Consider the following 24,090-nt stretch of genomic DNA (forward strand, 5'->3'; position numbering starts at 1 on the left):
TATTAAGATTGAAAAAGGGGAAATAGAACATGGTAGGTGAGAGAATTAAGGAACTTAGAAAAAAGAAAGGCTACTCTATCTCGGAATTGGCGAAATATGCTGGTGTTTCAAAATCATATTTGAGCTATATTGAGAGAAATGTGCAAAAAAATCCGTCCTTGCAATTTTTATCAAAATTGGCAAAGACATTGGGCACCACGATTGAATATTTACTTGGACAAGATTCGGAAGAATTAGACGAAGAATGGATCGATTTAATAAAAAAAGCAATTGATAACGGAGTTGACAAGGCTGAGTTTCAAAAATACTTAGAGTTTGTAAAGTTTAAGAAATGGGAAGAAAAACAGAGAAATCCGTTAGAATAATGAAAACAAGTATATTATTGCTTTTTTTATCAATCCTGAATCTTTTCGATGGCTTAATGACGTTCTTCGGTATTCATTTTGATTTGATAAACGAATTAAACCCATTTATGAATTATATTATTCAAGTGGACCTTTTGCTTTTTCTTTCTTTGAAAGCGATTCTGTCTATTTTTTTGTTTATTCTTGCCATGTTTTTTCAACATCGGCAGGCTTCAATCTTTGTTAAGGGATTACTTATCATCTCTTTACTTTTATATTCAAGTGTTACGATTGTTCATATATTATGGCTTATTTTGCTCATATGAAAGAAAGCGTTTTAGAATAAAAGGATATTAGACACATGACTTTAATTCTGTACGTATAAATGTGTATAATATAGAGAAAAGCAACATGAAATGGAGGAAGTGATGGGTTGGGTAAGGTTAGAGTGGTTACAGATTCAACAGTTGATTTAGATGATAATGTATTAGCGAAATATGAAATTGAAGTGGTTCCTTTGTCATTACATATTGATGGAAAAACCTATATAGATAGGGTAGATATTACAGCGAAAGAATTCATGCAAAAAATGAAAGAGGCAGAAGAATTACCGAAAAGTTCACAGCCTCCAGTTGGAGAGTTTTTGCAGGTATATGATCGGCTACATGAGGAAGGTTATGACGTCCTTTCAATCCATATGACTGGTGGCATGAGCGGAACTGTCCAGTCAGCAGAATCAGCTGCTAGCATGGCAAAAGGAAATGTAAAGGTCGTTGATTCCCGTTACATTTCTAGAGCGCTGTCATTCCAGGTGATAGAAGCAGCAACAATGGCTAAAGCAGGAAAATCGGTGGATGAAATTTTGGAAGCCGTTGCAAAAATCCGCGACAATACTAGATTATTCGTTTATGTCGATACGTTAGAAAATCTGATCAAAGGTGGCAGGATTGGAAAAGGGAAGGGAATTATTGGATCCTTGCTTAATATAAAGCCCATTGCGTCTTTAGAAGGTGGAGTATATACTCCGGTTACGAAAGTAAGAAGCCATAGCAAGGCAGCGAAGTTTCTTGCAGAAGAATTTGCAAAGGATGTAAAAGGAAAAACGATTAAATGTGTAAGTATTGCACATGCAGAAGGCCTTGAACTTACGCAAAAAATAAAAAAGGCGATCTTTGAATTTACTGGTTATGAGCAAATAGACGTTGTTTTTACAACGCCGGTCATTAGTACGCACACGGGGCCAGGTGCCATTGGTTTTATGTATTATTTCGAATGATCATGAAGTGACATCAAGATGCTGAAGAATAAGTTGTGTAATAACAACTTTTTCTTCAGCATTTTTTTGTGAATAGAAGGATTCTTTCCAATTATGTCGAAATGGAAGAACTAACAGACAAAGCTTGGGAATATGAGGGACTGATATGTGGAAATTATTCAGAAATGTTTCTTTGAATAGCAAGGTTATGGTTTTAACGCTCTGCATTACCTTGGTGGTGGTTCTTGCCACTGGAGGAATTGCTCTATCACTCCAAATGAAGGAAATGAAAGAACAACTAACAAGACAGGTGGTAGGATTTGCGTCATTATGGAGCTCAACTATTGAAGGAGAAGAAGTCAAAAAAATCATTCATGCTGGAAATGTTTCTGATCCGAGTTATCAAAAGATTTATGAGCATTTAAATCTGATAAATGAAAAAAACTCTCCTTTATTTCATGGTTTCATATTAATGCCGGATGAAACAAATAAAAAATTGTACTCTGTTGTTTCATCGAAAAGCAGTGAGGAAGTAATAGGAATTGAGGCATTCCAGCCTTTCGAAGCATCAGAGGAGTTTTACAGGGCGCTGCAAAATACGTTAGTAACGAAAGAGGTGACATCGAGCAGCCTCTACGATAAAAAAGACGGCAGCTGGATATCAGCAATTTCACCGATTGAAGATAGTGGCGGCAACATCATTGCTTTATTGGCCATTCATACCGATGCATCTAATATTGACAACTTTCAGAGTGAATTAATTTATTCGTTATGTATTATATTTCTCTTCATTACAATTGCTGTTTATTTCATTTTTCAAAAAGGCTTAAATAAAGTTCTTGAGCCTGTAAATGAAATTATTTATGGAATTAACGAGGTAAGTAATGGCAATTTTCAAGTCAAGCTTCCAATAAAGGATCAGTCCGATTTAGGCCAATTAACTGCTCGATTTAACGATATGACTGAGCAATTATCACTGTTATTTGATCGGGTAACGACGACATCTAAGCATTTAGGCAAAAAATCACAGGAAGGACGGCAAACGTCAAAATTTGAGGACGTTATCGGTGAAATGGAAAACATTATTCAAAAGACAAAAATTTTAAAAGAGCTTCAACGTGCTGAAAAAATGAATGCGATCGGCCAGCTTGCTGCTTCGGTCGCTCATGAAATCCGCAATCCAATGACGGTTGTGAAAGGGTTCTTGCAAATTTTCAAGTCGAAAAAAGAACTTTCTACAGAAGAACAGATGTTTGTAAAATTAATGATTGAAGAAATGAATCGGGCGGAGACCATTATCAATGATTATTTATCATTAGCGAAGCCGGATATGGAAAATACAGAAAAAGTGGATGCAGTCGTTCTGGCCCATAAAGCGATGGATTTAATGAATTCATATGCAATGATGTCGAAGAATATAGAGTTGGAGACGGTCATCGAGGATGAAATAACAGTGATCGGTAATAGAAGTGAATTGATCCAGGTGTTAATCAATATTTTAAAAAATGGGATTGAGGCGATGAAGGACGGTGGGACGTTACGCTTAAAAGTATATAAAAATGGGGGAAATGGAGTTTTTGAAATAAAGGATAATGGCATCGGCATGACTGAAGAGGAGCTTGCCCGATTAGGGACGGCGTTTTATTCCTTAAAGGAAAAGGGCACTGGGATGGGATTGATGGTGTGCTATCAAATCATTGAAAGAATGAAAGGCAAAATTGAGGTGGTCAGTGAAAAATGGCAAGGGACAACATTTACAATTACGGTTCCGCTTGATGAGGAAGTGGAATGATGTAGAATTCATTCATTTTTCTTTCCAATAATCAATTGCTTTGCTACAATAAAGTTTGAATGTTGAATGGGATTGCAGGTGAAAAAATGAAATATCGAATAAGTTTAATTGGAATGATGCTTGTTTTATTGTTGTCTGCTTGTGGTAATAATAGCGGAGTTAAGGATCCGTTAAATTGGCCTTTGGATGATTTTACTTTTACTGATCACAATGGTGAGCAGTTAGGAAAGAAGGATTTAAAAGGAAAGGTATGGGTTGCGGACTTTATCTTCACGAACTGTACAACTGTATGTCCGCCAATGACGCACAATATGACAAAACTTCAGCAAATGGCGAAGGACGAGAAGATCGAAAATATTGAATTTGTTTCATTTTCGATCGATCCGGAAGTCGATACACCTGAAGTATTAAAGGATTACGGTGGGAAGTTTGACTTGGATTTCAGCAATTATCATTTTTTAACTGGCTATGACCAGACGTTTATTGAAACTTTCGCAGGTGAAAATTTCAAGACATATGTGAAAAAACCTGAGAACGAGGATCAAGTCATTCATCAAACCTATTTTTATTTAGTCGACCAAGAGGGAACGATCATGAAGTACTACTCTGGGGCAAATGATGTGCCATTTGCAGATATTATTAACGATATAAAAGCATTGCAATAAATGAAAGTAGACCTTCTAATGCAAGGTCTACTTTTCTATATTGTTAGAGGAGGATTCTTTTCGTTTCCTTTAATCCTTGATATAATGATAAAAGCTTTATAGGGAAGGTGAAAAGATGAAGAGAATATTCACCTCTTTTACTCTTTGTATTAGTTTTAGTCTTTTAGTTGCCTGTAACCATCAGATAGAAGAACAACCTAGTTCATTTAAAGAGACATCGTTGACACCGAAAGAAAACATTCCATATGATTTTATTCCGAGAACATATCATATCGTATCTGTTGGTGATTCATTGACACAAGGTGTAGGTGACAGTACAAAAAGGGGCGGTTATGTACCTTATTTGCAAGAGCAGCTTGAGGAGCAAAAGGGAATAAAAGAAGCGATATTTCATAATTTTGGAGTGAGTGGAAATCGCACTTCGCAAATATTGAATCGGTTAAGGACAAAAGAAATAAGAACTGCGGTGAAAGAAGCAGACATAGTATTAATCACTACTGGTGGAAACGATATTATGAAGGTAGTTCGCGAAAATTTTTCAGGGCTGGATATGAAAGATTTCGATCGTGAACTTATTCACTATGAGAAAACATTGACTTCTGTTATGGATACGATTAGACAGGAAAACGATGAGGCGATAATAGGCTTAATTGGCTTGTACAATCCTTTCTTCCTTTTTCTTGCTGACGTGAAAGAAATGGATATAGTCATTGAAAAATGGAATCATGTTAGTGAAAACGTTTTAAGAAAATATGATCGTACGCTTTTTGTGGAAATCGCCGATCTGTTTAAAGATAGTGTAGAAGACTTACTCTATTCCGATTATTTTCATCCAAATGATAAAGGATACGAGCTAATGGCAAATCAAGTTTTTCATGTTTTACAAAATGAAGCAGTAGGTCAAAAGCTTGTGGCAGTGAAGAAGGAGAACGAACAAGATGACTAACAAATGGAAATGGATATTTTTTTTCCTGCTCGGGTTGAATATCCTCTTTGTTTTATTGGTTGTGATTATGGTGAATATGCCGATTAAAGACAAAGCATTACCACCAACGGACGGGCCGGTTGAAGAAGATGTTCAGTTTCACATTCAAGCGACAAAAGCTGATTTAAACAAAATTATTAATCATTATATTGAGGAGGAAGGATTAACAAGTCCAATTGCGTACGAGGTTCTCCTGAATGATGAAGTGGAATTATATGGGACGATGAAGGTTTTTACTCAAGATATTGAGATGAAGCTAACTTTTGAACCGGAAGCACTTGAAAATGGAGACATCATTTTGAAGCAAAAGTCGATCTCGATTGGTCAAATTCAGTTGCCTGTCTCCTATGTATTAAAGTTTATTCGTGATCAATACGATTTTCCTGAATGGGTCAATATTCAGCCAAATGATGAGCTTATTTACGTTTCTTTGCAAAGAATGAATTTAAAAAGTGATGTAAAGGTAAAAGTGAATAAATTTGATTTAGTCGATGATGATATTCAATTCTCCCTGTTGGTTCCAACCAATTAATAAGCGGATTTTCGGCTAATTTTAGACTGTGGACAAACTTGATTCGCTTTGTTGTTTATCAACAGTCTTTTCTTTTTAAAAGAGAATGGAAGGGTTCGTTTTTTATTAGAATGTACAGAATGAATTTTACTCTTTTTAAGATGTGAAGCTATGGTAATGGAGGACTATAAGTGGTGAAAATGTACCCCAATCGGAGCTAAACAAATGTGTATGCTTAAGGAGATATGACATTTCAGAGGAGCTTATTGACAAATCTCCCCGCAAAGCAAGCGCTTTGGAAGAGCAGCGTTTTTTTATTTGTCCTTTGAAAGGAAAAGGAGGAATCATCTTTCAGGGCAAATTTCTTCAAGCTGATCTGGGACAATATTTTATTAATGAAATCTTGTTATTTGCATTTCCTAATTTGATTCCTTAATCTAATACTAAGTTAAATATATTAACAAAGTTGAAAGGATGATAATTGATGGAAAGTCGAGAATTCGACGTAGGCACTTTTGCCGGCGGCTGTTTTTGGTGTATGGTTAAGCCTTTCGACGAACAACCAGGCATTATTAAAGTAGTTTCTGGATACACGGGTGGACATAAGGAGAATCCAAGCTATGAAGAGGTTTGCAGTGAAACGACCGGTCACTATGAGGCTGTACAGATCACGTTTGACCAAAAACAGTTTCCCTATGAAAAATTGTTAGAGATTTATTGGCAACAAATTGATCCGACGGATCCTGGCGGCCAGTTCTATGATCGGGGAGAATCATATCAGACGGCCATATTTTATCATAATGAAGAACAAAAGAAGATAGCAGAGGAGTCCAAAAGGCGTCTGCAAGAAAGCGGCCGCTTTCAAAAACCAATTGTCACCAAAATTTTGCCGGCAACACCGTTTTATGAAGCAGAGGAATATCATCAACATTTTTATCGCAAAAATCCGGCAAGATATCACTCATATAGCAAAGGCTCAGGAAGAGTCGATTTTATAAAAAGACATTGGGGTGAGAAAATTGAAAAATAAGGATTTGCGGGAAAAATTAACTGAGATGCAATTTGAAGTTACGCAAAATAACGGAACGGAACCGCCATTTCGTAATGAATATTGGAATGAGTTTTCTGATGGCATATACGTAGATATTGTATCGGGAAAGCCATTGTTCAGTTCAAAAGATAAATTTGATGCAGGCTGTGGTTGGCCGAGTTTTACAAAGCCGATTGAGGAAGATGAAATTATTGAAAAAGAAGATCGGAGTCATTTTATGATCCGGACAGAAGTTCGGAGTAAAACAGCCGATTCTCATCTTGGCCATGTTTTTGACGACGGTCCTGGACCAACTGGATTACGATATTGCATCAATTCTGCAGCTACTCGATTTATTCCTAAAGAAAAGCTTGAAGAAGAAGGGTATGGGGAATACTTAAAATTATTTACAGAGAATTGATATAGAAGCAACCTATAAAAAGAGAACCTCAATCCTTTTTATGGGTTGCTTTTTTAAATTCTTTTTCATTACATTGTACAATTTGGGCAAATACACATACGGGTCAAGTACCTACTACATACATTAGCAGTGATAACAACCTAAATTGATTCTACAGTAAAAAATTGCAGTACACAGGCGAAAGCTTACTGTTTATTTTTGCTTGAAGTGTAGAATCGATTGACTAAAAAAACGAAGGAGTGGAGATAGAATGTACGGGTATGGATATGATGGTTGTGGATATGACCCTTGCTATACTGGATATGCTTATCCAGCACCAGCTGTAGGAGGAGTAGCTGTTGGCGGTTATCGCGGAGGGTTTGCGCTAATAGTCGTTCTCTTCATCCTATTGATTATTATTGGTGCTTGTTATTGTAAATAAGATTGAACACATGGAATTACCTTGTTTTATGGTAATTCCTTTTTTATCTGTTTTAGTTGAAACAATACTGTTCATTTTGTCCTATTTTGAACTTGGGCGTCTTATATAAGAAGACAAGGTAAAAAATAGCGAAGTTTGTCAATTGACGAACATTTTTGTAATTATTTCAAATTAAAGTTCGTATTTTATTGTTGACCCCCCTTAGTTTCTTTGCTATATTATTAAAGGATTTGAAAAAACACGAAAAACGAGAGCGGCGACAGGGGGATGAACGATGAAAACAAACTATGATGTAATCGTTGTTGGAGCAGGACCTGCCGGAATTTTTACATGTTATGAATTAACATTAAAGATGCCAGAAGCAAAGATTGTTTTGATAGATAAAGGCCATGATATTTTTAAAAGAAATTGCCCTATTCTGCAAAAGAAAATTGAAAAATGCCCACCGGCAGCAGGAAGAAAAGAATTTGCTGGATGTTTGCCAGCTTGTTCAATTACAAATGGGTTTGGTGGAGCTGGTGCTTATTCTGATGGGAAATTTAATATTACAAGTGAGTTTGGTGGCTGGATGACTGATTATTTGTCAGATTCACAAGTCATTGAACTGATAAAATATGTGGATGAAATTAACTTGAAACATGGAGCAACGACAAGTACTACGGATCCGTTGACGCCAGCAGTAAAAGATATTGAAAGACGAGCTTATGCAGCCGGTTTAAAATTACTTCGCGCTCAAGTGAGGCATTTGGGCACGGAACAAAATCTGCAAATCCTTCAGGATATTTATGGTTACTTAACAGAAAAAATTGATATGGCTTTTAAAACAGAAGTGGAAGATTTAATGACTGAGAGAACTTCAGAAGGACATAAAATAACAGGTGTGCAATTGAAATCGGGTGAATCGATTTCTGCTGATAAGGTTGTTATTGCACCAGGAAGAGATGGAAGTGTCTGGTTAGCTAAGCTATTAAAATCAAGGCGACTAAAGATGATCAGCAATCAAGTTGATGTAGGGGTTCGTGTTGAAACTTCAAATATCGTGATGGAAGAAATCAATGAGCACTTATACGAAGGGAAATTTACGTTTAATACTTCTGTTGGCACCCGAGTGCGAACCTTTTGCAGCAATCCTTCCGGGCATGTCGTTGTGGAAAATCACTCTGGCACGATGCTAGCAAACGGACATGCATATAAAGACCCGAAGCTTGGGAGCCCAAATACGAATTTTGCATTGCTTGTTTCTCACACCTTCTCAGAGCCATTTGATAAACCGAATGAATATGCCATTGCCATTTCCAAGCTCGCTAATGCATTATCAAATGGCGGTATCATTGTACAAAAGTATGGCGATATTTTAAAGGGAAGAAGATCAACAGAAAAACGAATTAAAGAAGGTTTTATCGAACCGACGTTGAAAGAAGCCGTTCCAGGCGACTTAGGCCTAGTTTTACCTTACAACACGTTGAAGAGCTTAGTAGAAATGACAGAAGCGTTAAATGCTGTTTCACCAGGGCTTGCTTCTGAACATACCTTATTTTACGGAGTAGAGGCGAAATTTTATTCAGCGCGTCCAAAGCTAAATGATCGCTTTGAAACAGAAATTAGCGGTCTTTATGTTGGAGGGGATGGTGCTGGTGTAACAAGAGGACTTGCTCAGGCAAGCGCTTGTGGAGTATGGATTGCACGTGATATTGTTGAAAAGAGTAAAAACTCTTTAAAAACAGAATCAATAACTGTATAAAAAAGACATCACAAATTTTAATGAAGAAAGGCGACCTTGAGCACTGCTCTAAGTCACCTTTCTCTATTTTTTTGGTGTGCAACGTTCTCTTAAAAATAGGAACCCTTAATTTTTAAACCTTCATGAGGCTGCTGCTGTATTGTCTGTGAACGATGAGTAGTACATGTTGTTTTGCATTGAAACAAAGAATCCTCTCAATCATGATTGAGAGGATTCAAATGCATTTCCATCAGTGATGGTGATGATGGTGGTTTCCAGATGATTCAGCCTTCGCTTTACATAAAATCGAATCATCATGAAGATGGGCTGATGTTTCTAACTGAATCGTCATGTGGTGAATATTTTTATGTTCGAGTTTATGTTCAATATTACGAAGCATTTGTTCACTTTCAGCAATGGACATTTGGTCATCAACAACTGCATGGCAGGAAAGTGAATTTAGGCCACTTGTAATTGACCAAATATGCAAATCATGAACACCTTGAATGCCTTTTGTATTTTGGATTGTTTGCACTACGTCGTCCACATTTACATTTTGTGGTGTTCCCTCCATCAAAACATGAAGCCCAGATTTCGTAACATTGTAGCCGCTACGTAAAACGAGCGCGGCGACAATGACACTTGCAAGTGGGTCTGCCCAACCCCAGCCAAAAAATATGATGAGTAGTGCAGCTATAATGGCACCAATGGAACCAAGCATATCGCTAATTACATGCAAGTATGCTCCACGCATGTTCAAATTCTCTTCTACATCCCCGCTACGCATCATGATCCAGGCAACAAGTATATTAACTAGTAAGCCAATTGATGCAATGATTAACATTCCAGTTGACGCAACTTCAGGTGGATTTTGAAAACGCTGAATGGCTTCATAGAAAATATATATGGCAATTAATACAAGTGTTACTCCGTTAAGAACAGCTGCTAATATTTCAAATCGTTTATATCCATATGTTTTACTATAATTAGCGGCTTTTTCACCAAGTGTGAATGCCAATAATGCAATTCCCAGTGAAATGGCGTCACTTAACATATGTCCTGCATCAGATAATAACGCAAGGCTATTGGTAACGAAGCCTCCAATTGCTTCAACGATCATATAGCCTGTAATGATAATAAAACTGATCATTAGCGTTTTTTTGTTTGCACCATGTGTATGATCATGTCCATGGTTGTGTCCCATTTAAGTTCCTCCTAGATTAATGATGTGAAGCATGTTCAATGGCTTGCTTCAGTAAATTCATAACATGAACGTCGTCTTCCGAATAAAACAGAGTTTGTCCTGCTCTTCTGAATTTGACTAATCTTAAATTTTTCAAGAAACGCAATTGATGTGAAATGCTTGATTGACTTAAATTTAGCGTCTCCGCAATTTCATTGACGGAATGCTCTCCTGTACATAATAAGTTCAATATGCGAATTCTTGTTGGATCGCTTAGCGCTTTAAACGTTTGTGAAACGACAAATAATGTCTCTTCATCTAAATGTTGTTCTCCCTCATGGCACGTTTTTTCATTTTTCTGTTCTTCAGTCATATTTTGTACTCCTTTATCATTAAATTTATATTTATATATGAGTATCTTTTCATATATAGGTTAATATACTCTTTGCTGAAAGTCAATCAAAAATATTGATTTTATTTTATTATTTTCTCCTTTATAGAATAACCTCAATAATATTTATTGAGGTAGTAGCTGATAACGGATGTTCTATTTAAAGATTGTGGAAATTTTATGTGAGCCAGTTTACTTAAAGCAAGCAGTGAAGGGATGAAGTTGGATTGGATGGGGAGGAGACATAGTATTTGAAGAACAAAGATGTGCTTATGCTTTAAAAATGTGGTTCCTCATAATGACGACCACTCTTTTTTTCTGAATGATCTTACTTTTCAGAAACAATTAATTTCGTTACAATTTAAATAACGATTTCAAATCTCAATCTGAAATAAAAGAATGGAGGATGGGAAGAGTGAAGCAATCTTTATGGATTAACGGAGAATTTGTAGAGACAACGGAATATTCAAGGCTATTAAATCCCTACGACGAAACTCTTATTGCGGAAGTAGCAATAGCTGAGCGAGAACATGTCATCAAAGCAATTGATTCAGCCTCATTCGCCGGGGAACGGTTTCGTGCCATGTCAGCACATGAACGGGCAGAAATTCTTGAAAGAGTAGTTGAACTAATTAAAGAAAATAAAGAGGAATGCGCGCAGATCATCGCAAAAGAAGCTGCCAAGCCGATAAAAGCTGCAAGAGGTGAAGTAGATAGAACGATTATGACTTATAAATTTGCAGCACAAGAAGCAAGAAGAATTTATGGAGAAACGATCCCGATGGATGCTGCTCCTGGAGGAGAGGGGAGAATTGCGTACACGGTTAAAGAACCGTTGGGGGTGATTGCCGCGATTACGCCTTTTAACTTTCCGATGAATCTTGTCGCTCATAAGGTTGGACCTGCCATTGCCGCTGGGAATACAGTCGTATTAAAGCCTGCTACTCAAACTCCATTATCTGCATATAAAATCGCACAATTTTTTCATGAAGCCGGCTTACCGAAAGGTGCCTTAAATGTTGTTACTGGAAGGGGAGGTACTGTCGGTGCTGTGCTTTTCGAAGATGACCGTGTCAAAATGGTGACGTTTACGGGTAGTCCCGAGGTTGGAAAGCAGATTCGCGAAAAAGCTGGCTTAAAGCGAGTGGCGCTGGAGTTAGGCTCAAATTCTGCCGTCATTGTTGATAAGGATACGGAGCTTCAAGAAATAGTTCCGAGAATCGTCGCAGGTGCCTTTGCATTCCAAGGGCAAGTTTGTATATCTGTTCAACGAATTTATGTCCATGAGTCTAGCTTCAACGATTTTGTTGAACAATTTCTACAAAAGGTGAAGGAATTGAATGTTGGAAATCCTCTTAATGAGCGAACCGACATCTCTGCGATGATTTCAAAAAGTGAAAGGAACCGGGTGTTGGCTTGGATTGAAAGTGCTATTAATAATGGTGCAAAGCTTGCTATAGGCGGCAGAAATGAGGAAAACGGGCTTTTGCAGCCGACCGTTTTATTAGATGTGCCTCCAGAGGAAAAAATTTCATGTGAAGAAGCCTTTGCACCAGTTGTTCATATTAATCGAGTGGCATCATTAGACGAAGCGATTCGTCTTGTAAATCATTCAAAATATGGATTACAGGCGGGTGTTTTTACAAAGGATGTTGGGAGAGCATTCCAAGCAGCAAAAGAATTACATGTTGGTGGTGTGATGATCAATGATTTTCCGACCTTCCGAGTCGATCATATGCCTTATGGTGGGGTGAAATTAAGTGGAATGGGAAGAGAAGGAATTAAATATGCACTAGAGGAGATGACTGAGTTAAAGTTAATTAGCTTTAAATTGTGATACGTCTATTGCAAAGGAGAGAAAAGAAATGGCAAGTACGGTTGTTACAGGCGCTAACTATGTAATGGATGTATTTGATGATCCGTATAATAAACGAATTCGCATTGACGATATAAAGGGCAGTTTCAGCGAGGCAATTGCCAAAGCGGAGGAACTAGCGGTCAACTCGGGAGCGGAAAAGCTGATTGTAAAAGGGAGAAAAGAGCAGTTTGTCCAATTATTAGAAAATGGCTATCAATGTGAGGCGATGATCGACCGCTTTTTTCTTGGTTCAGATTGTTATTTCTGCTGTAAGTATTTTAATAATAATAGAAGAGATAGTAATACCTTCGTATCAGAAGATGAAATCGTCAAAGATGTGCAATTACTGGATAGGAATTTTTTGTTGAATTCTCCACCTGACGAGTACAAATTGATTTTTGTGCAAAAGGAAGAAGTCGAAATGCTTGCAAAGCTCTATCAGCAGGTATTTAAGCTTTATCCAACACCGCTACACGACCCAGCTTACATCTTAAAAACACTTGATGAGGGGACAATTTATGTAGCTTTTAAGAATGGTAATCAAGTGGTCAGTGCAGCGTCTGCAGAGATTAATGATTTTTATAAAAATGCAGAGCTGACTGACTGTGCGACTTTGCCAGAACACCGTCAATACGGTTTTATGAAAATCCTTTTAACGAAGCTTGAGGAAAAACTTGTGGCAGGAGGGATATTTTGTGCTTATTCGATTGCGAGGGCACAATCATTTGGCATGAACGCAGCTCTACATCAGCTTGGCTATCGTTATCGGGGAAGGTTAACGAATAATTGTTATATTTTTGATAAAATAGAAAATATGAATATGTGGGTAAAGGATTTATCACAGTAGTACACCATAATTTCAGTTATTATGACGACATGCCGGAAAATCGTCTCTTACTGCCGATTTTTCAGCATGTCATTTTTACAATGAGTGGATTGGTAGGTGGTGACGTTTGCCGCAAGAAGTTGCAATTTCAAACGAAGTACTGAAAGCGATTTTGTCCAGGATTGATGAAGGAATTCATGTCGTCGATACAAACGGAAAAACAATTTATTACAATGAAGTAGCTGCAAGACATGATGGATTAAATATTAGTGACGTAATTGGTAAGCCTCTGCTGCAGGTGTTTCCATCTCTTAATGAACATACAAGTACGTTGTTAAAGGTTTTAACGTCAAAGAAAGCCATTTATAACCAGGCGCAAAGCTATACGAATGTCTATGGCAAAAAAATTGAAACGATGAATACAACGCTTCCGATCTTTGTGAAAAAACATTTTGTTGGAGCGATGGAAATAGCAAAGGATCACAGCACGATGAAAAGACTATCTGAGCAACTTGTAGATTTACAAAGGCAGTTGCTTGCCCGAAAAAATAGCTCGAAAAGGAAGAGTACGGCCTCTTACACACTGCAAGACTTATTGACAAAAAATCCCCATTTTATTGAAATGAAAAAAGAGGCTGAGAAGCTTGCTCGTTCCCATTCACCTATATTAGTCTTTGGCGAAAGTGGCACAGGAAAAGAACTTTTTGTTCAAGGTATACATCATGCATCACCTCGTGCCAGCGCTCCTTTTATTGCTCAAAATTGCGCAGCTATACCGGAAAATCTTTTGGAAAGCATCCTCTTTGGTACGGCGAAAGGAAGTTATACTGGAGCAGTGGAGCGCCCCGGGTTATTTGAATTAGCAGATGGAGGAACCCTTTTTCTTGATGAAATTCACGCGATGCCGATTGAACTTCAAGCAAAGCTGTTAAGAGTTCTTGAGGACGGCCGTTTTAGACGGCTTGGTGGCGCAAAAGATGTCGTCGTTGATGTAAGGGTGATGGCTGCGATGAACGTTCACCCAAAAACAGCTCTCGATCAGAAACTGCTCCGTTCAGATTTGTTCTATCGATTGAACGTTTTTACATTTGAACTAACGGCATTGCGAAATCGCAAAGAAGACATTTTATATTTATCAGAGGTTTATATGAAATACTTCAATCAATGCTTAAACAAAAAGGTTTTACGTATTTCTGATGGGGTTAAAGAGGTACTGCTGAGCTATTCCTGGCCTGGAAATGTGAGGGAATTGAAGCATGCCCTAGAGTATATGATGAATATTAGTTCCGGGGAGCAATTAGAGCTGGACGATCTCCCGGTCATGTTAAAGGAATTCATAAAGAAAGGGGCTAAGCGAATAAGTGGGGAAACGTTGTCCTTTCGCGAAAGGGTTGCTGCGTTTGAACAGGAAATGATATTGGAAGCGCTGCAAAGAACAGGAGGAAATATTCAACAAGCAGCATCAATGCTCAGACTCCCTAGGCAGACATTGCAGTATAAAATTCAAAAATATGAACTAGATGCCGAATAACCAGCATCTCCTCTTTTTGAAGGAAGTCCCTTTGATTTAACCGCGCTTACAGAGAAGGAAACCTTTAGCTATAGTCAATTGAAGGACGTGTGAAGTCGAGGTTGCGCACGAGCTGAACGAAAAATGTATTATCTTTAGCACTAGCAATACACTTCTTTTCCCCCATCCGTTTGTGAAACGAAAAAAAGAAGGCATTTTACAGCATGGGAGACAAGCAGGCTGCATATGAATATTCCGGCGCCTTTCTTCCCCTTATATTATTACTTTGGCATGAATATTGCATAAATTATAATAAATATGATTTAAGGGGGAAAAAGTGTGAAGCATGAATTGTATAAGCCGAAAAGGCATTGGCAGGATATAGAGCTTTGGAGGGATGTCTCCGAAGAGCAGTGGAATGATTGGTTGTGGCAATTAACGAATACAATTCGAACGCTAGACGATTTAAAAAAGGTGATTCAATTAACACCGGAAGAAGAAGAGGGAGTAAAGATCTCTACAAAAACCATTCCCTTAAATATTACCCCTTATTATGCATCATTGATGAATCCCGATGATCCTCGTTGTCCCATTCGCATGCAATCAGTACCAGTTTCAAAAGAAATCTATAAGACGAAATATGATTTAGAGGATCCGCTCCATGAAGATGAAGATTCTCCAGTACCAGGATTAACACACAGATATCCAGATCGCGTTCTTTTTCTTGTTACGAATCAATGTTCGATGTATTGCCGCTACTGTACGAGACGAAGATTCTCCGGACAAATTGGGATGGGCGTTCCAAAGAAGCAGCTTGACAATGCCATCAATTATATCCGCAATAATACTGAGGTGAGAGATGTCCTTATTTCTGGCGGTGATGGACTCCTTATTAACGATACGATTTTAGAATATATTTTGAAGAATTTGCGTGACATTGATCATGTGGAGATTATCCGGATTGGAACTCGAGCTCCAGTCGTTTTTCCTCAGCGAATTACGGAAAACTTATGCAATATTTTAAAAAAGTATCATCCGATTTGGTTGAACACTCATTTCAACACATCGATTGAAATAACGGAAGATTCTAAGCGTGCATGCGAAATGCTCGCCAATGCAGGTGTGCCAGTTGGAAATCAATCTGTGATTTTAGCTGGAATCAATGACAGTGTTCCAATCATGAAAAAATTAATGCACGATTTAGTGAAGATTCGCGTTCGTCCGTATTATATTTATCAATGTGATTTATCAGAAGGAATTGGCCATTTCAGAGCTCCAATTTCAAAGGGGTTAGAAATTATTGAAGGCTTAAGAGGACATACATCGGGCTATGCAGTTCCGACCTTTGTCGTTGATGCTCCCGGGGGTGGTGGAAAGATTTCGCTTCAGCCCAATTATTTAATTTCACAAAGTGCAAATAAGGTTGTACTTCGAAACTTTGAAGGAGTTATAACAACCTACCCTGAACCAGAGTCCTATACTCCAGGCACGGCTGAAGAATATTTTAAAGAGATTTATCCAGAAATGGAGGAAAAAAGGTCAAATATTGGAGTCTCTGCCTTAATGAATGATCAACAATTTAACCTTATACCAGAAGGGATTGAAAGATTGCACCGTCGTGAACAGTATGAAAGTGATCCCACACATGCTTCACTAAAGAATCAGAGGGAAAAACGCGATTTATTAAAGGAGAAAAAGTACCGTGCGCAGCAGGATAAATATCAGAAAGTGGATGTAGAAACAAAGGAGGCATAGCATCGTGGGAAATTGTGCTTGGTGTGAAAGCAATGAAGTTCGTACAGATGAGCAATCAGTTTATTGGGAATTGCCAGATGGAACGAAGGCTATTGAAATAAGGAAAACACCGACTATCGTTTGTCGAGCTTGTGGAATGGTCTATCAGGATGAATCGGTAGTGAAGGAAATAGAAGATCAACTCTATTTAATTAATACAAAGAACTTAGAGGATATTATCACTTTTAAAGATTTAATGGAAAAACCAAGGTTATTAAAAAAGAATTACTTTGACTTCACTTCTTAATATATGTTCTTGACTTGTTATGGCACTCAGAAATGGGTGCCATCATTATTATAGTATGCTGTTGTATGTTTATCCATCCTCCCTTCTCCTTCTTTTAAGAAGTAAAGTGAAACAGCAGTAATGCTACCACAAAGCCTATTTCGCTTGACTTATGAGCCAGGAGCGTCAGTGTGGCTAGGATCAACGCTCTTGCAAAGTAAGTGTAAGAGCAGGAATCAACGTTAAAGTTTTTATTTTCCTTTTAAAATCCAAAAACCAAATAATATGACGCTTAAACCAACTGCAGTACGCCAACTAGGAACCTCTTTTAAAAATATGTAACCAATGGCGACGCTGACCAAGACTTCCAACCCTTTAGAAACGATAAGGGAAAAGCTTAGGTTATTAACGGTTTTTGTTAGAAATTTAACACCATACCCTATCATCATGCTTGCGGAAAGGAAGAGGGGAAATATTTTTAGATAATATAGTAAAGTAGATAAGAAATGTGAGTCGATGTGCTTCGTATGGTAAGCGTAAACAGCATTAATAATTAGTAATCCGCTTGTCATTAACAAGAGAGCAAGTAACAACATAAAAGGCAATCTCCAATATTTTAGTTTCTATAATTTTTGCCTTTATGCAAAACAATTATGTGATCTTAATCAACAAATTTAACTTTGTCATGCTTTAGCATCGCAACAATTCCATGCTCGTTCATTACAGTGCAGAACGAATTAAACCATATGTTGAAGCTGCGATCTCATTCTGGTTGGAAGGCCAAAATGAGCTCCTTTCTTTTAATGTGAAAGCTCTGTTAATTCCCCTGCGTTTAAGTGTATGTTTGGTCATTTTCTAACTGCTCCTTTTTTATGGACGAATTGCTTGTAATTAGCTATAGTAATAGACAAAATTGAAGCAAAAAAGGAGATAGCAAATTGATGTTGAAATCGTTCTATCATTTTTTAATGAAATATCGTCATCCGAAGCCGCAAAATGACATCAACCTTTTCGCCAATGCTGCATATGAAGATCATAGTTTTCCTAAAAACAGTGAGGATTACGATGAATTAAGTAATTATTTAGAGTTAAACGGTCATTATTTAACAAGCATGGTTGTATTTGATGAGGCATGGGAGATTTACCTTTCTACTGAAAAGAGATGAGATAATATATGCTGAAAAATAAGGAACCAGCTTAAAGCTGGTTCCTTATTTTTCAGCCGTCGACAGAAGGAGAATTGATTACTTCTGAACCAAATTCTAAACATTCTTTACAGATGGATACTCCAGGGCCAAGGGCTAACTCTCCTACCTCTTGCTTACTTCTTCCACAGAATGAACAATTGTCTATATGGGACAAATCACTACTGCTATTGGGCATTGAGGTTTTTTCTAAAGCGTTATAAAGCTCGTCAATTAATTTAGGTTCAATATAATCAAAATCATTTTTCATTTTTACTGCGACCGTCGTATAGGCTATAGCCATTCCTTCATAAAAACGTTGTCTAGTTAATTCCTCGCTATTTCGTGATTTTTCATCACATAAACTACTTAATTTCTCTAATTCTGAAATAATGTCTTCAATTTTTGCTCCACGAAATGTTTTTTTACGAAAATCTTGTTCCATAAATGAAAACCTCCTTTATAATATGTATACATTTGTATACATTCTATATATATATTCTTTAAAATAATTAATTATCCTGCTTTTTTTTAAAAAAATCGGGGGAATTATTGATTCTTATGATATTTACCTAAAGTACGGTTTGCTTTTATTGAGCATATAATACCGTAACTAATTCACGACTCATCATGTGGGAGATGGAGGCAATGAAAGAAAAGAAAAAACCAAAATTTAAGGTCGGTGATACAGTCGTGATCACGATTTACGGTACGGTTGGAAAGGTGACAGATGTTAAATGGCTTGATGGTATGCATGTTTATGGAATAAACGGGAGTGAAGGTTTGTTTATGGAATCCAGTCTCCAAAATTTATCCGAATATGAAGGCAACATTACTGAAAAAGAGCGAATTGATATCGAGTATCGCTATTTCATTGGAGATCTTGTCCAAGTTAAAGGATACGGTTCTGATTTGTTTAAAATAGTTGGTTTCAGAACGGAGATTTGGAGATATAAAGAAGATGCATGGGAAGATGTAATTTATGAGCTGGCAAGAATAAAAGATGGAGAATGGCTTGAAGCGGGTGATGAAGAATTGACCTTAGTGGCTGATGCAGAAAACGCAGAGATGTTCATTCAAAAGTCGGGTCTTTTATTTTTCGCCAATAAAAAGAAACCATTAGAGTCACAAAGTACAACATCATTATATCGAAAGGCAGAAAAACAGTTTCTTGAAGAGCGAAAAGAGCGAAGTCAACTGATTGATGCATTGTTGGATATTTATAATGATTATCTGCTACTCTATGAGTTCTTTCAAGACGAGGAATACAAGCAAATAATGAGAATGGTAGTGCGAAAACTGAAGCTAATTGTAGGGAATTCCCGCTCGCTTCATCAATAGCCACGATCACACTTAAAGAAAGAATAATAAATTTAAGAGAATAGGTATACCTAACAACAAAGTAAATTTAAATTGCCATGAGGTTATTTTTGCAAAAAAGCGCAATGTCAAGCTGTTGTCCTCATTCAAATCTTTTCTCCACGTCTCAAATGCTTTTGAAATATTCATCATTTTAAAAGCCTCCTTTTTTTCATTCTATGCTTGTCCAATATAGAAATATGACCAAGAATTAAAGAGGAAGGTTGTAGTCATACGGAAAATTCTAGTTAAATAAGAATGAAAGGGATATTGTCATCATACATTTTGTACAAAGGGGGCGATTCTGTGAAGGAAATTGAAGTATTTATTGATACTGATGAAATTGCAGAGTTTTTCTTCCAAGAATTACTAAGGAGAGGATACGCTCCTTCGGATGGAGAAGTGGAAGAGCTTGCAGATATTACTTTTGAATATTTGTTAGCTAAATGCATTATTGATGAAGAAGTAGAAGACATATGAGTGAGGAAATGATCTGACGAAAAAATATGCAATAAATGAGAAAGGGCTGTTAAAAACAGTCCTTTCTCATTTTACATTCAAGGTGAGAAATACAAAAGGAAGTTTTTAATCATTAAGTATTTTTTCGATCTTTTGCTCGATATTCCTTCTCATGCGCTTCTTGTTCAGCAACGATCTGCTCAGCGGGAATATGATTGTTCTTTTTCGGTTGATTAATGCGACTTCTATGTTTTTTACCCATGATAGCCTCCTTCGGCTTATTTTTTATGCTGTTTTTTAATTGTTAAGGATGTATGAGGCTCTGTATTTGATCTCGAGGACGGATTTGTTTCATTTGCATGCTGTACGGCTTGCTCAAGCTTTTTACTCATTTTTTCTTTAGGCAAGAAGCATTCCTCCTTTATAACATTCGTCTTATTTTTCCCCAATCAAAATTGAATCATTCGTATTGAAAAATCATGACTCTACAAACAATAAAATTAACGCTATAATAGGACAAGAAAGCTGGTGTACATGTTATACTTATTTTTCATAAAGGTTAAGGAGGATTTTTCATGAGCGTACATATTGGTGCAAAGGAAAATGAAATTGCTGAGACAGTCTTATTACCAGGTGATCCGTTAAGGGCAAAATACATAGCGGAAACTTTTTTAGAAAATCCTGTTTGCTATAATGAAGTGCGTAATATGTTTGGATACACTGGAACATATAAAGGTAAGCGCGTATCTGTACAAGGAACAGGCATGGGGGTTCCTTCCATTTCCATTTATGTTAATGAGCTGATGCAAAGCTATAATGTACAAAACTTAATAAGAGTTGGTACATGTGGAGCGATTCAAAAGGATGTAAAAGTGAGAGATGTTATATTAGCCATGACGGCTTCTACTGATTCTCAAATGAATCGCATAACGTTTGGTGGAATTGATTATGCCCCAACAGCGAATTTCGAGCTATTAAAAAAAGCATATGATGTCGGTCTTGAAAAGGGATTAAATCTTAAAGTGGGCAATGTATTTACGGCAGATATGTTCTACAATGATAATGCGGATCATGAAAAATGGGCCAAGTATCAAATTCTTGCTATTGAAATGGAAACAGCTGCACTGTATACATTGGCGGCTAAATTTGCCCGAAATGCACTCTCCGTTTTAACTGTTAGTGATCATTTATTAACTGGGGAGGAGACAACTGCTCAGGAGAGACAAACGACCTTTAACGAAATGATTGAGGTTTCTCTTGAAGCAGCAATAAAGTAAAGCCTTCTAAGAAGTTCAGATGCAGCTTCACTGTGTTTGTGTGTGAAGCTGCCTTTTTATTCAGCGAGCAATCATGTAAAATAAATTTGTCTTTAGTTTGAAGAATTAATTCATTGAAGCATTGGTGGTTACTATGAAAAAAAATATATTAACTTTATACATGTTATGCAGCATTCTACTTATAAGTGGTTGTAGTCAATTTGATGCCCTCGTCAATAAAATCCCGTTTATGAACCAAAGCGATGGGGGACATCGAGTTGAGGAGAACGAAGAAATGGCAGAAAATGCAGGAGAGAAGAAAGAGGAAGAGGAAGAAGAGGCAACAACCGAAAGCCTAACTCTGGAGTCGCAATTTTTTAATGAGATCAAAGAGGTTGATGGGAAATTAGTTATTCAAAATCCATTGAATATAATGGCTCTAGTTAATAAAGAATTTGCTCTTCCGGATCATTATGCTCCAGAGGACTTGGTGCGACCAAAGGTGCCTTTTTCTTTTGGGGATATTGACATTGAAAAAAGTTATATGAGAAAAGAGGCAGCGGAACATCTTGAGTTATTGTTTAAGGCAGCAGAAAAAGCTAAAATAGAGATTTTTGCCGTTTCCGGTTATCGTTCTTATGATCGTCAAGCCGATTTATTTGACATAAAAGCAAATCAGGTCGGTGAACAAGCTGCCGCAACTGTTGTAGCAATACCGGGGACCAGTGAACATCAAACTGGATTAGCGATGGATATATCAAGTAGAAGTATTAACCTTGAGTTAATTGAGAAATTTGAGGAAACGAAGGAAGGCAAGTGGTTAGCTGAAAATGCACATAAGTTTGGTTTTATACTGCGATACCCGAAAGGAAAAGAAGAAATAACCGGTTATCAATATGAGCCTTGGCATTTTCGCTATGTCGGAATTGAAGTAGCCACTGCCATGTTTGAAAAAGGCTTAACATTAGAAGAGTATTTTAATCTTGTCGAGAAAATTTAAATCAAGTCACAATTTGTTCATATTTTCTTTATATAATAATTGAATATCGAAAAGGGGGAAAATAAAAACAATGTTCGTTTTAATTTCACCCACTTTTTTCTTTGTAAATTTATTGATTTAAATGTTATGCTAGATAGTAAAGGGTTTTTTAAGCTGTTGCAGTGCCCTAGGCGCGTGGATTCTAAGGAAATGAAAGTGGTGACAATATTGGAAAATGAAGAATTGAATAAAGAGTCGAATGAAAACCATTCCCATTCGGGGTTCATTCAGATGAAAAAGTTTCATTTCGTCATGCTCTTGTTCTTCGTTGTGTTTTTATCAGCAGGTATTACAACATTTGCACTTGCCTTTGGTGATGAAAAGGCAGTACCGGTGATAAGTGAGAGAAAAGAATTTGAAAAGCTGTATACAGCTTTCGATACGATAAAGAAAAGCTACTATAAAGAAGTGGATGAAAATACATTAGTAAATGGTGCAATTAACGGAATGGTTGAATCATTGGATGATCCTTACTCTGATTATATGAATGAAGAGGAGGCGGCGAACTTTCATCAAAGTATTTCCTCCTCATTTGAAGGAATCGGTGCTGAAATACAAGAACGGGATGGCAATATTGTCATTGTCTCACCTTTGAAGGGCTCCCCAGCAGAAAAAGCTGGCATTCGTCCAGAGGATAAGGTTCTATCAGTAGATGGGGAAAGTATTCAAGGCATGAGTTCTACTGAGGCGGTTATGCTAATTAGAGGAGAAAAGGGCTCAAAGGTTGAGTTAGAAATAGAGCGACCTGGCATTGAAGATCATTTAATGATCACAATTGTCCGTGATACAATCCCGATTGAGACAGTATATGGTGAAATGATTGATGAAGAAATTGCAAAAATCCAAATCACATCATTCTCTGAAAATACATCAAAGGAATTGATTGAAACTTTAAACGAATTGCAAAATCAGGGTATGAAGGGATTAGTTTTAGATTTGCGACAAAACCCTGGTGGACTATTGGATCAAGCAATCGCTATTTCTAATCTTTTTGTTCCGGAAGGAGATATTTTATTCCAAGTTGAGGACAGGGATGGCAATATTGAACAGGTAAAGTCAAATAATAAGAATAACGCGTCTGTCCCATTAGTTGTCGTCATTGATAAAGGAAGTGCGAGTGCTTCGGAAATTCTTGCAGCAGCAGTTAGTGAATCAGCAGAAGTGCCGTTAGTTGGAGAAAAATCATTTGGGAAAGGAACTGTACAAAGAGCACAAGACTTTGCCGATGGTTCAAACATTAAATTTACTACAGAGAAATGGTTAACGCCAAAGGGTAACTGGATTCATGAAAAAGGGATCAGTCCTGACTACGAAGTGGCATTGCCTGAATATTCAACATTGACGATCTTAAACCCGAATGATGAATTGCAGCTTTCTAGTTCATCTGCTCAAGTGAAATCTGCGCAGTCGATGTTAAAGGCACTTGGATATGATCCAGGCCGTGAAGATGGCTTCTTCGATGATAAGACTGAAGCTGCCGTAATCGAATTCCAAAAGGAACAACAATTGGAAGCAACGGGAATTTTAACAGGTGAAACTTCTTTAAGACTTATGGAAAAGTTGCGAGAGCTTATTAACGAGAATGATACGCAAATCCAAAAAGCAGTTGAATTATTAAAAGAACAACTATAATCGGAGCCCTCCAAATATGGAGGGTTCAGGCTATTGACAAACGCTCGCTTTCTTTGTTGCTTCACCTTGTCCAGTGCTCATTACCTACTATGGTAACTCCGCTCTTCCCAAGGCTTCGCGCCTCGAAAGACAAACGTTTTCAATCAGCCTGAAGGTAACTGCCGTCTAATATTTTTGAGCTTTGTCTTTACTCGGAGCCCTCCAAATATGGAGGGTTTTTTCATTTAGA

29 protein-coding genes are annotated in these 24,090 nt (G+C 37.3%); 22 read left to right on the forward strand and 7 right to left on the reverse strand.

The features are described from left to right. The first annotated feature begins 29 nt into the window (after nt 1-29). The 11 genes from NST02_RS11385 (at nt 30) to NST02_RS11430 (ending at nt 9,165) form a co-directional block, all read left to right on the forward strand. Nucleotides 30-365 carry a helix-turn-helix domain-containing protein gene (locus tag NST02_RS11385; protein ID WP_212933263.1) on the forward strand — a complete coding sequence of 112 codons (336 nt, stop codon included), beginning with the start codon at nt 30-32 and terminating at the stop codon, nt 363-365. Continuing rightward, on the forward strand, nt 365-670 hold the full coding sequence (locus tag NST02_RS23775) for a DUF5658 family protein (RefSeq protein ID WP_373315025.1): 306 nt from the start codon (nt 365-367) through the stop codon (nt 668-670). Before NST02_RS11385 ends, NST02_RS23775 begins: the two co-directional genes overlap by 1 nt. Before the next feature lie 107 nt (nt 671-777). After that, on the forward strand, nt 778-1,620 hold the full coding sequence (locus tag NST02_RS11390) for a DegV family protein (protein WP_095306429.1): 843 nt from the start codon (nt 778-780) through the stop codon (nt 1,618-1,620). A gap of 145 nt (nt 1,621-1,765) precedes the next feature. Next, on the forward strand, nt 1,766-3,391 hold the full coding sequence (locus NST02_RS11395; protein WP_235879427.1) for an ATP-binding protein: 1,626 nt from the start codon (nt 1,766-1,768) through the stop codon (nt 3,389-3,391). An 86-nt stretch (nt 3,392-3,477) separates the two neighbouring features. Continuing rightward, nucleotides 3,478-4,056: an SCO family protein gene (locus NST02_RS11400; protein ID WP_095306428.1), complete on the forward strand. Its 579-nt coding sequence runs from the start codon at nt 3,478-3,480 to the stop codon at nt 4,054-4,056. A gap of 115 nt (nt 4,057-4,171) precedes the next feature. Further along, the gene (locus tag NST02_RS11405) at nt 4,172-5,002 is read left to right on the forward strand and encodes an SGNH/GDSL hydrolase family protein (protein WP_095306427.1); all 831 of its coding nucleotides are present in this window, start codon (nt 4,172-4,174) and stop codon (nt 5,000-5,002) included. Further along, the gene (locus tag NST02_RS11410) at nt 4,995-5,573 is read left to right on the forward strand and encodes a YpmS family protein (protein ID WP_095306426.1); all 579 of its coding nucleotides are present in this window, start codon (nt 4,995-4,997) and stop codon (nt 5,571-5,573) included. Before NST02_RS11405 ends, NST02_RS11410 begins: the two co-directional genes overlap by 8 nt. A gap of 463 nt (nt 5,574-6,036) precedes the next feature. Next, entirely contained in the window at nt 6,037-6,582 is a 546-nt protein-coding gene (gene msrA / locus NST02_RS11415; RefSeq protein WP_095306424.1) for a peptide-methionine (S)-S-oxide reductase MsrA, read from the forward strand. Continuing rightward, nucleotides 6,572-7,003 (forward strand): peptide-methionine (R)-S-oxide reductase MsrB, encoded by a 432-nt coding sequence (gene msrB / locus NST02_RS11420; protein WP_170943508.1) that lies wholly within the window; start codon nt 6,572-6,574, stop codon nt 7,001-7,003. Before msrA ends, msrB begins: the two co-directional genes overlap by 11 nt. A gap of 250 nt (nt 7,004-7,253) precedes the next feature. After that, a complete protein-coding gene (locus NST02_RS11425; protein WP_095306423.1) occupies nt 7,254-7,424 on the forward strand; it encodes a YjcZ family sporulation protein in 171 nt (56 codons plus the stop codon). A 274-nt stretch (nt 7,425-7,698) separates the two neighbouring features. Further along, the gene (locus NST02_RS11430; RefSeq protein ID WP_340949038.1) at nt 7,699-9,165 is read left to right on the forward strand and encodes an NAD(P)/FAD-dependent oxidoreductase; all 1,467 of its coding nucleotides are present in this window, start codon (nt 7,699-7,701) and stop codon (nt 9,163-9,165) included. 229 nt (nt 9,166-9,394) lie between these two features. On the opposite strand, the gene NST02_RS11435 is transcribed toward NST02_RS11430, so the two are convergent. Both NST02_RS11435 and NST02_RS11440 read right to left on the reverse strand, forming a co-directional pair. Further along, nucleotides 9,395-10,348: a cation diffusion facilitator family transporter gene (locus tag NST02_RS11435; protein ID WP_095306421.1), complete on the reverse strand. Its 954-nt coding sequence runs from the start codon at nt 10,346-10,348 to the stop codon at nt 9,395-9,397. 16 nt (nt 10,349-10,364) lie between these two features. Then, nucleotides 10,365-10,700, reverse strand: a complete 336-nt coding sequence (locus NST02_RS11440) for an ArsR/SmtB family transcription factor (RefSeq protein WP_095306420.1) — start codon at nt 10,698-10,700, stop codon at nt 10,365-10,367. 424 nt (nt 10,701-11,124) lie between these two features. Here NST02_RS11440 and NST02_RS11445 point away from each other — a divergent pair, with 424 nt between their 5' ends. From NST02_RS11445 to NST02_RS11465, 5 genes are all read left to right on the forward strand, one after another. Continuing rightward, nucleotides 11,125-12,555 carry an aldehyde dehydrogenase family protein gene (locus NST02_RS11445; protein WP_095306419.1) on the forward strand — a complete coding sequence of 477 codons (1,431 nt, stop codon included), beginning with the start codon at nt 11,125-11,127 and terminating at the stop codon, nt 12,553-12,555. A gap of 28 nt (nt 12,556-12,583) precedes the next feature. After that, a complete protein-coding gene (gene ablB / locus NST02_RS11450; protein WP_095306418.1) occupies nt 12,584-13,423 on the forward strand; it encodes a putative beta-lysine N-acetyltransferase in 840 nt (279 codons plus the stop codon). A 106-nt stretch (nt 13,424-13,529) separates the two neighbouring features. Next, nucleotides 13,530-14,933 carry a sigma-54 interaction domain-containing protein gene (locus NST02_RS11455; RefSeq protein ID WP_095306417.1) on the forward strand — a complete coding sequence of 468 codons (1,404 nt, stop codon included), beginning with the start codon at nt 13,530-13,532 and terminating at the stop codon, nt 14,931-14,933. Between the two features lie 318 nt (nt 14,934-15,251). Further along, complete coding sequence (gene ablA, locus NST02_RS11460) at nt 15,252-16,667, forward strand: lysine 2,3-aminomutase (RefSeq protein ID WP_137743127.1); 1,416 nt, start codon at nt 15,252-15,254, stop codon at nt 16,665-16,667. Between the two features lies 1 nt (nt 16,668). After that, complete coding sequence (locus NST02_RS11465; RefSeq protein WP_137743126.1) at nt 16,669-16,953, forward strand: YokU family protein; 285 nt, start codon at nt 16,669-16,671, stop codon at nt 16,951-16,953. Between the two features lie 230 nt (nt 16,954-17,183). On the opposite strand, the gene NST02_RS11470 is transcribed toward NST02_RS11465, so the two are convergent. Beyond that, nucleotides 17,184-17,528, reverse strand: coding sequence for a hypothetical protein (locus NST02_RS11470; RefSeq protein ID WP_095306414.1), 345 nt, complete (start codon nt 17,526-17,528; stop codon nt 17,184-17,186). A gap of 348 nt (nt 17,529-17,876) precedes the next feature. Between NST02_RS11470 and NST02_RS11475 the strand changes: the two genes are divergently transcribed. Next, complete coding sequence (locus NST02_RS11475) at nt 17,877-18,098, forward strand: YozE family protein (protein ID WP_170943513.1); 222 nt, start codon at nt 17,877-17,879, stop codon at nt 18,096-18,098. 52 nt (nt 18,099-18,150) lie between these two features. On the opposite strand, the gene NST02_RS11480 is transcribed toward NST02_RS11475, so the two are convergent. Further along, nucleotides 18,151-18,561 (reverse strand): ClpX C4-type zinc finger protein, encoded by a 411-nt coding sequence (locus NST02_RS11480; protein WP_095306412.1) that lies wholly within the window; start codon nt 18,559-18,561, stop codon nt 18,151-18,153. A 203-nt stretch (nt 18,562-18,764) separates the two neighbouring features. Between NST02_RS11480 and NST02_RS11485 the strand changes: the two genes are divergently transcribed. Beyond that, nucleotides 18,765-19,457: a hypothetical protein gene (locus NST02_RS11485; protein ID WP_137743125.1), complete on the forward strand. Its 693-nt coding sequence runs from the start codon at nt 18,765-18,767 to the stop codon at nt 19,455-19,457. Nucleotides 19,458-19,469: 12 nt separating this feature from the next. On the opposite strand, the gene NST02_RS11490 is transcribed toward NST02_RS11485, so the two are convergent. Then, nucleotides 19,470-19,628, reverse strand: a complete 159-nt coding sequence (locus tag NST02_RS11490; RefSeq protein WP_170211217.1) for a hypothetical protein — start codon at nt 19,626-19,628, stop codon at nt 19,470-19,472. Nucleotides 19,629-19,781: 153 nt separating this feature from the next. Here NST02_RS11490 and NST02_RS11495 point away from each other — a divergent pair, with 153 nt between their 5' ends. Next, nucleotides 19,782-19,955: a YozD family protein gene (locus NST02_RS11495; RefSeq protein WP_095306407.1), complete on the forward strand. Its 174-nt coding sequence runs from the start codon at nt 19,782-19,784 to the stop codon at nt 19,953-19,955. Between the two features lie 112 nt (nt 19,956-20,067). Here NST02_RS11495 and NST02_RS11500 read toward each other — a convergent pair whose 3' ends face one another. Together NST02_RS11500 and NST02_RS11505 are read right to left on the reverse strand one after the other, a co-directional pair. Beyond that, nucleotides 20,068-20,196 carry a hypothetical protein gene (locus NST02_RS11500; RefSeq protein ID WP_095306406.1) on the reverse strand — a complete coding sequence of 43 codons (129 nt, stop codon included), beginning with the start codon at nt 20,194-20,196 and terminating at the stop codon, nt 20,068-20,070. A gap of 16 nt (nt 20,197-20,212) precedes the next feature. Beyond that, nucleotides 20,213-20,341: a hypothetical protein gene (locus NST02_RS11505; protein WP_268951564.1), complete on the reverse strand. Its 129-nt coding sequence runs from the start codon at nt 20,339-20,341 to the stop codon at nt 20,213-20,215. Nucleotides 20,342-20,509: 168 nt separating this feature from the next. On the opposite strand from NST02_RS11505, the gene deoD reads away from it, so the two are divergent. The 3 genes from deoD to NST02_RS11520 all read left to right on the forward strand — a co-directional run bounded on the left by deoD (nt 20,510) and on the right by NST02_RS11520 (nt 23,861). Then, on the forward strand, nt 20,510-21,211 hold the full coding sequence (deoD, locus tag NST02_RS11510) for a purine-nucleoside phosphorylase (protein WP_095306405.1): 702 nt from the start codon (nt 20,510-20,512) through the stop codon (nt 21,209-21,211). A gap of 133 nt (nt 21,212-21,344) precedes the next feature. Beyond that, nucleotides 21,345-22,190 carry a M15 family metallopeptidase gene (locus tag NST02_RS11515; RefSeq protein ID WP_095306404.1) on the forward strand — a complete coding sequence of 282 codons (846 nt, stop codon included), beginning with the start codon at nt 21,345-21,347 and terminating at the stop codon, nt 22,188-22,190. A 189-nt stretch (nt 22,191-22,379) separates the two neighbouring features. Beyond that, nucleotides 22,380-23,861 (forward strand): lmo1851 family serine protease, encoded by a 1,482-nt coding sequence (locus NST02_RS11520; protein WP_170211216.1) that lies wholly within the window; start codon nt 22,380-22,382, stop codon nt 23,859-23,861. The last annotated feature ends 229 nt before the right edge of the window (nt 23,862-24,090 follow it).

This window comes from Robertmurraya sp. FSL W8-0741, from assembly GCF_038004005.1.
GTDB classification, from domain to species: Bacteria; Bacillota; Bacilli; order Bacillales; family Cytobacillaceae; genus Robertmurraya; species Robertmurraya siralis.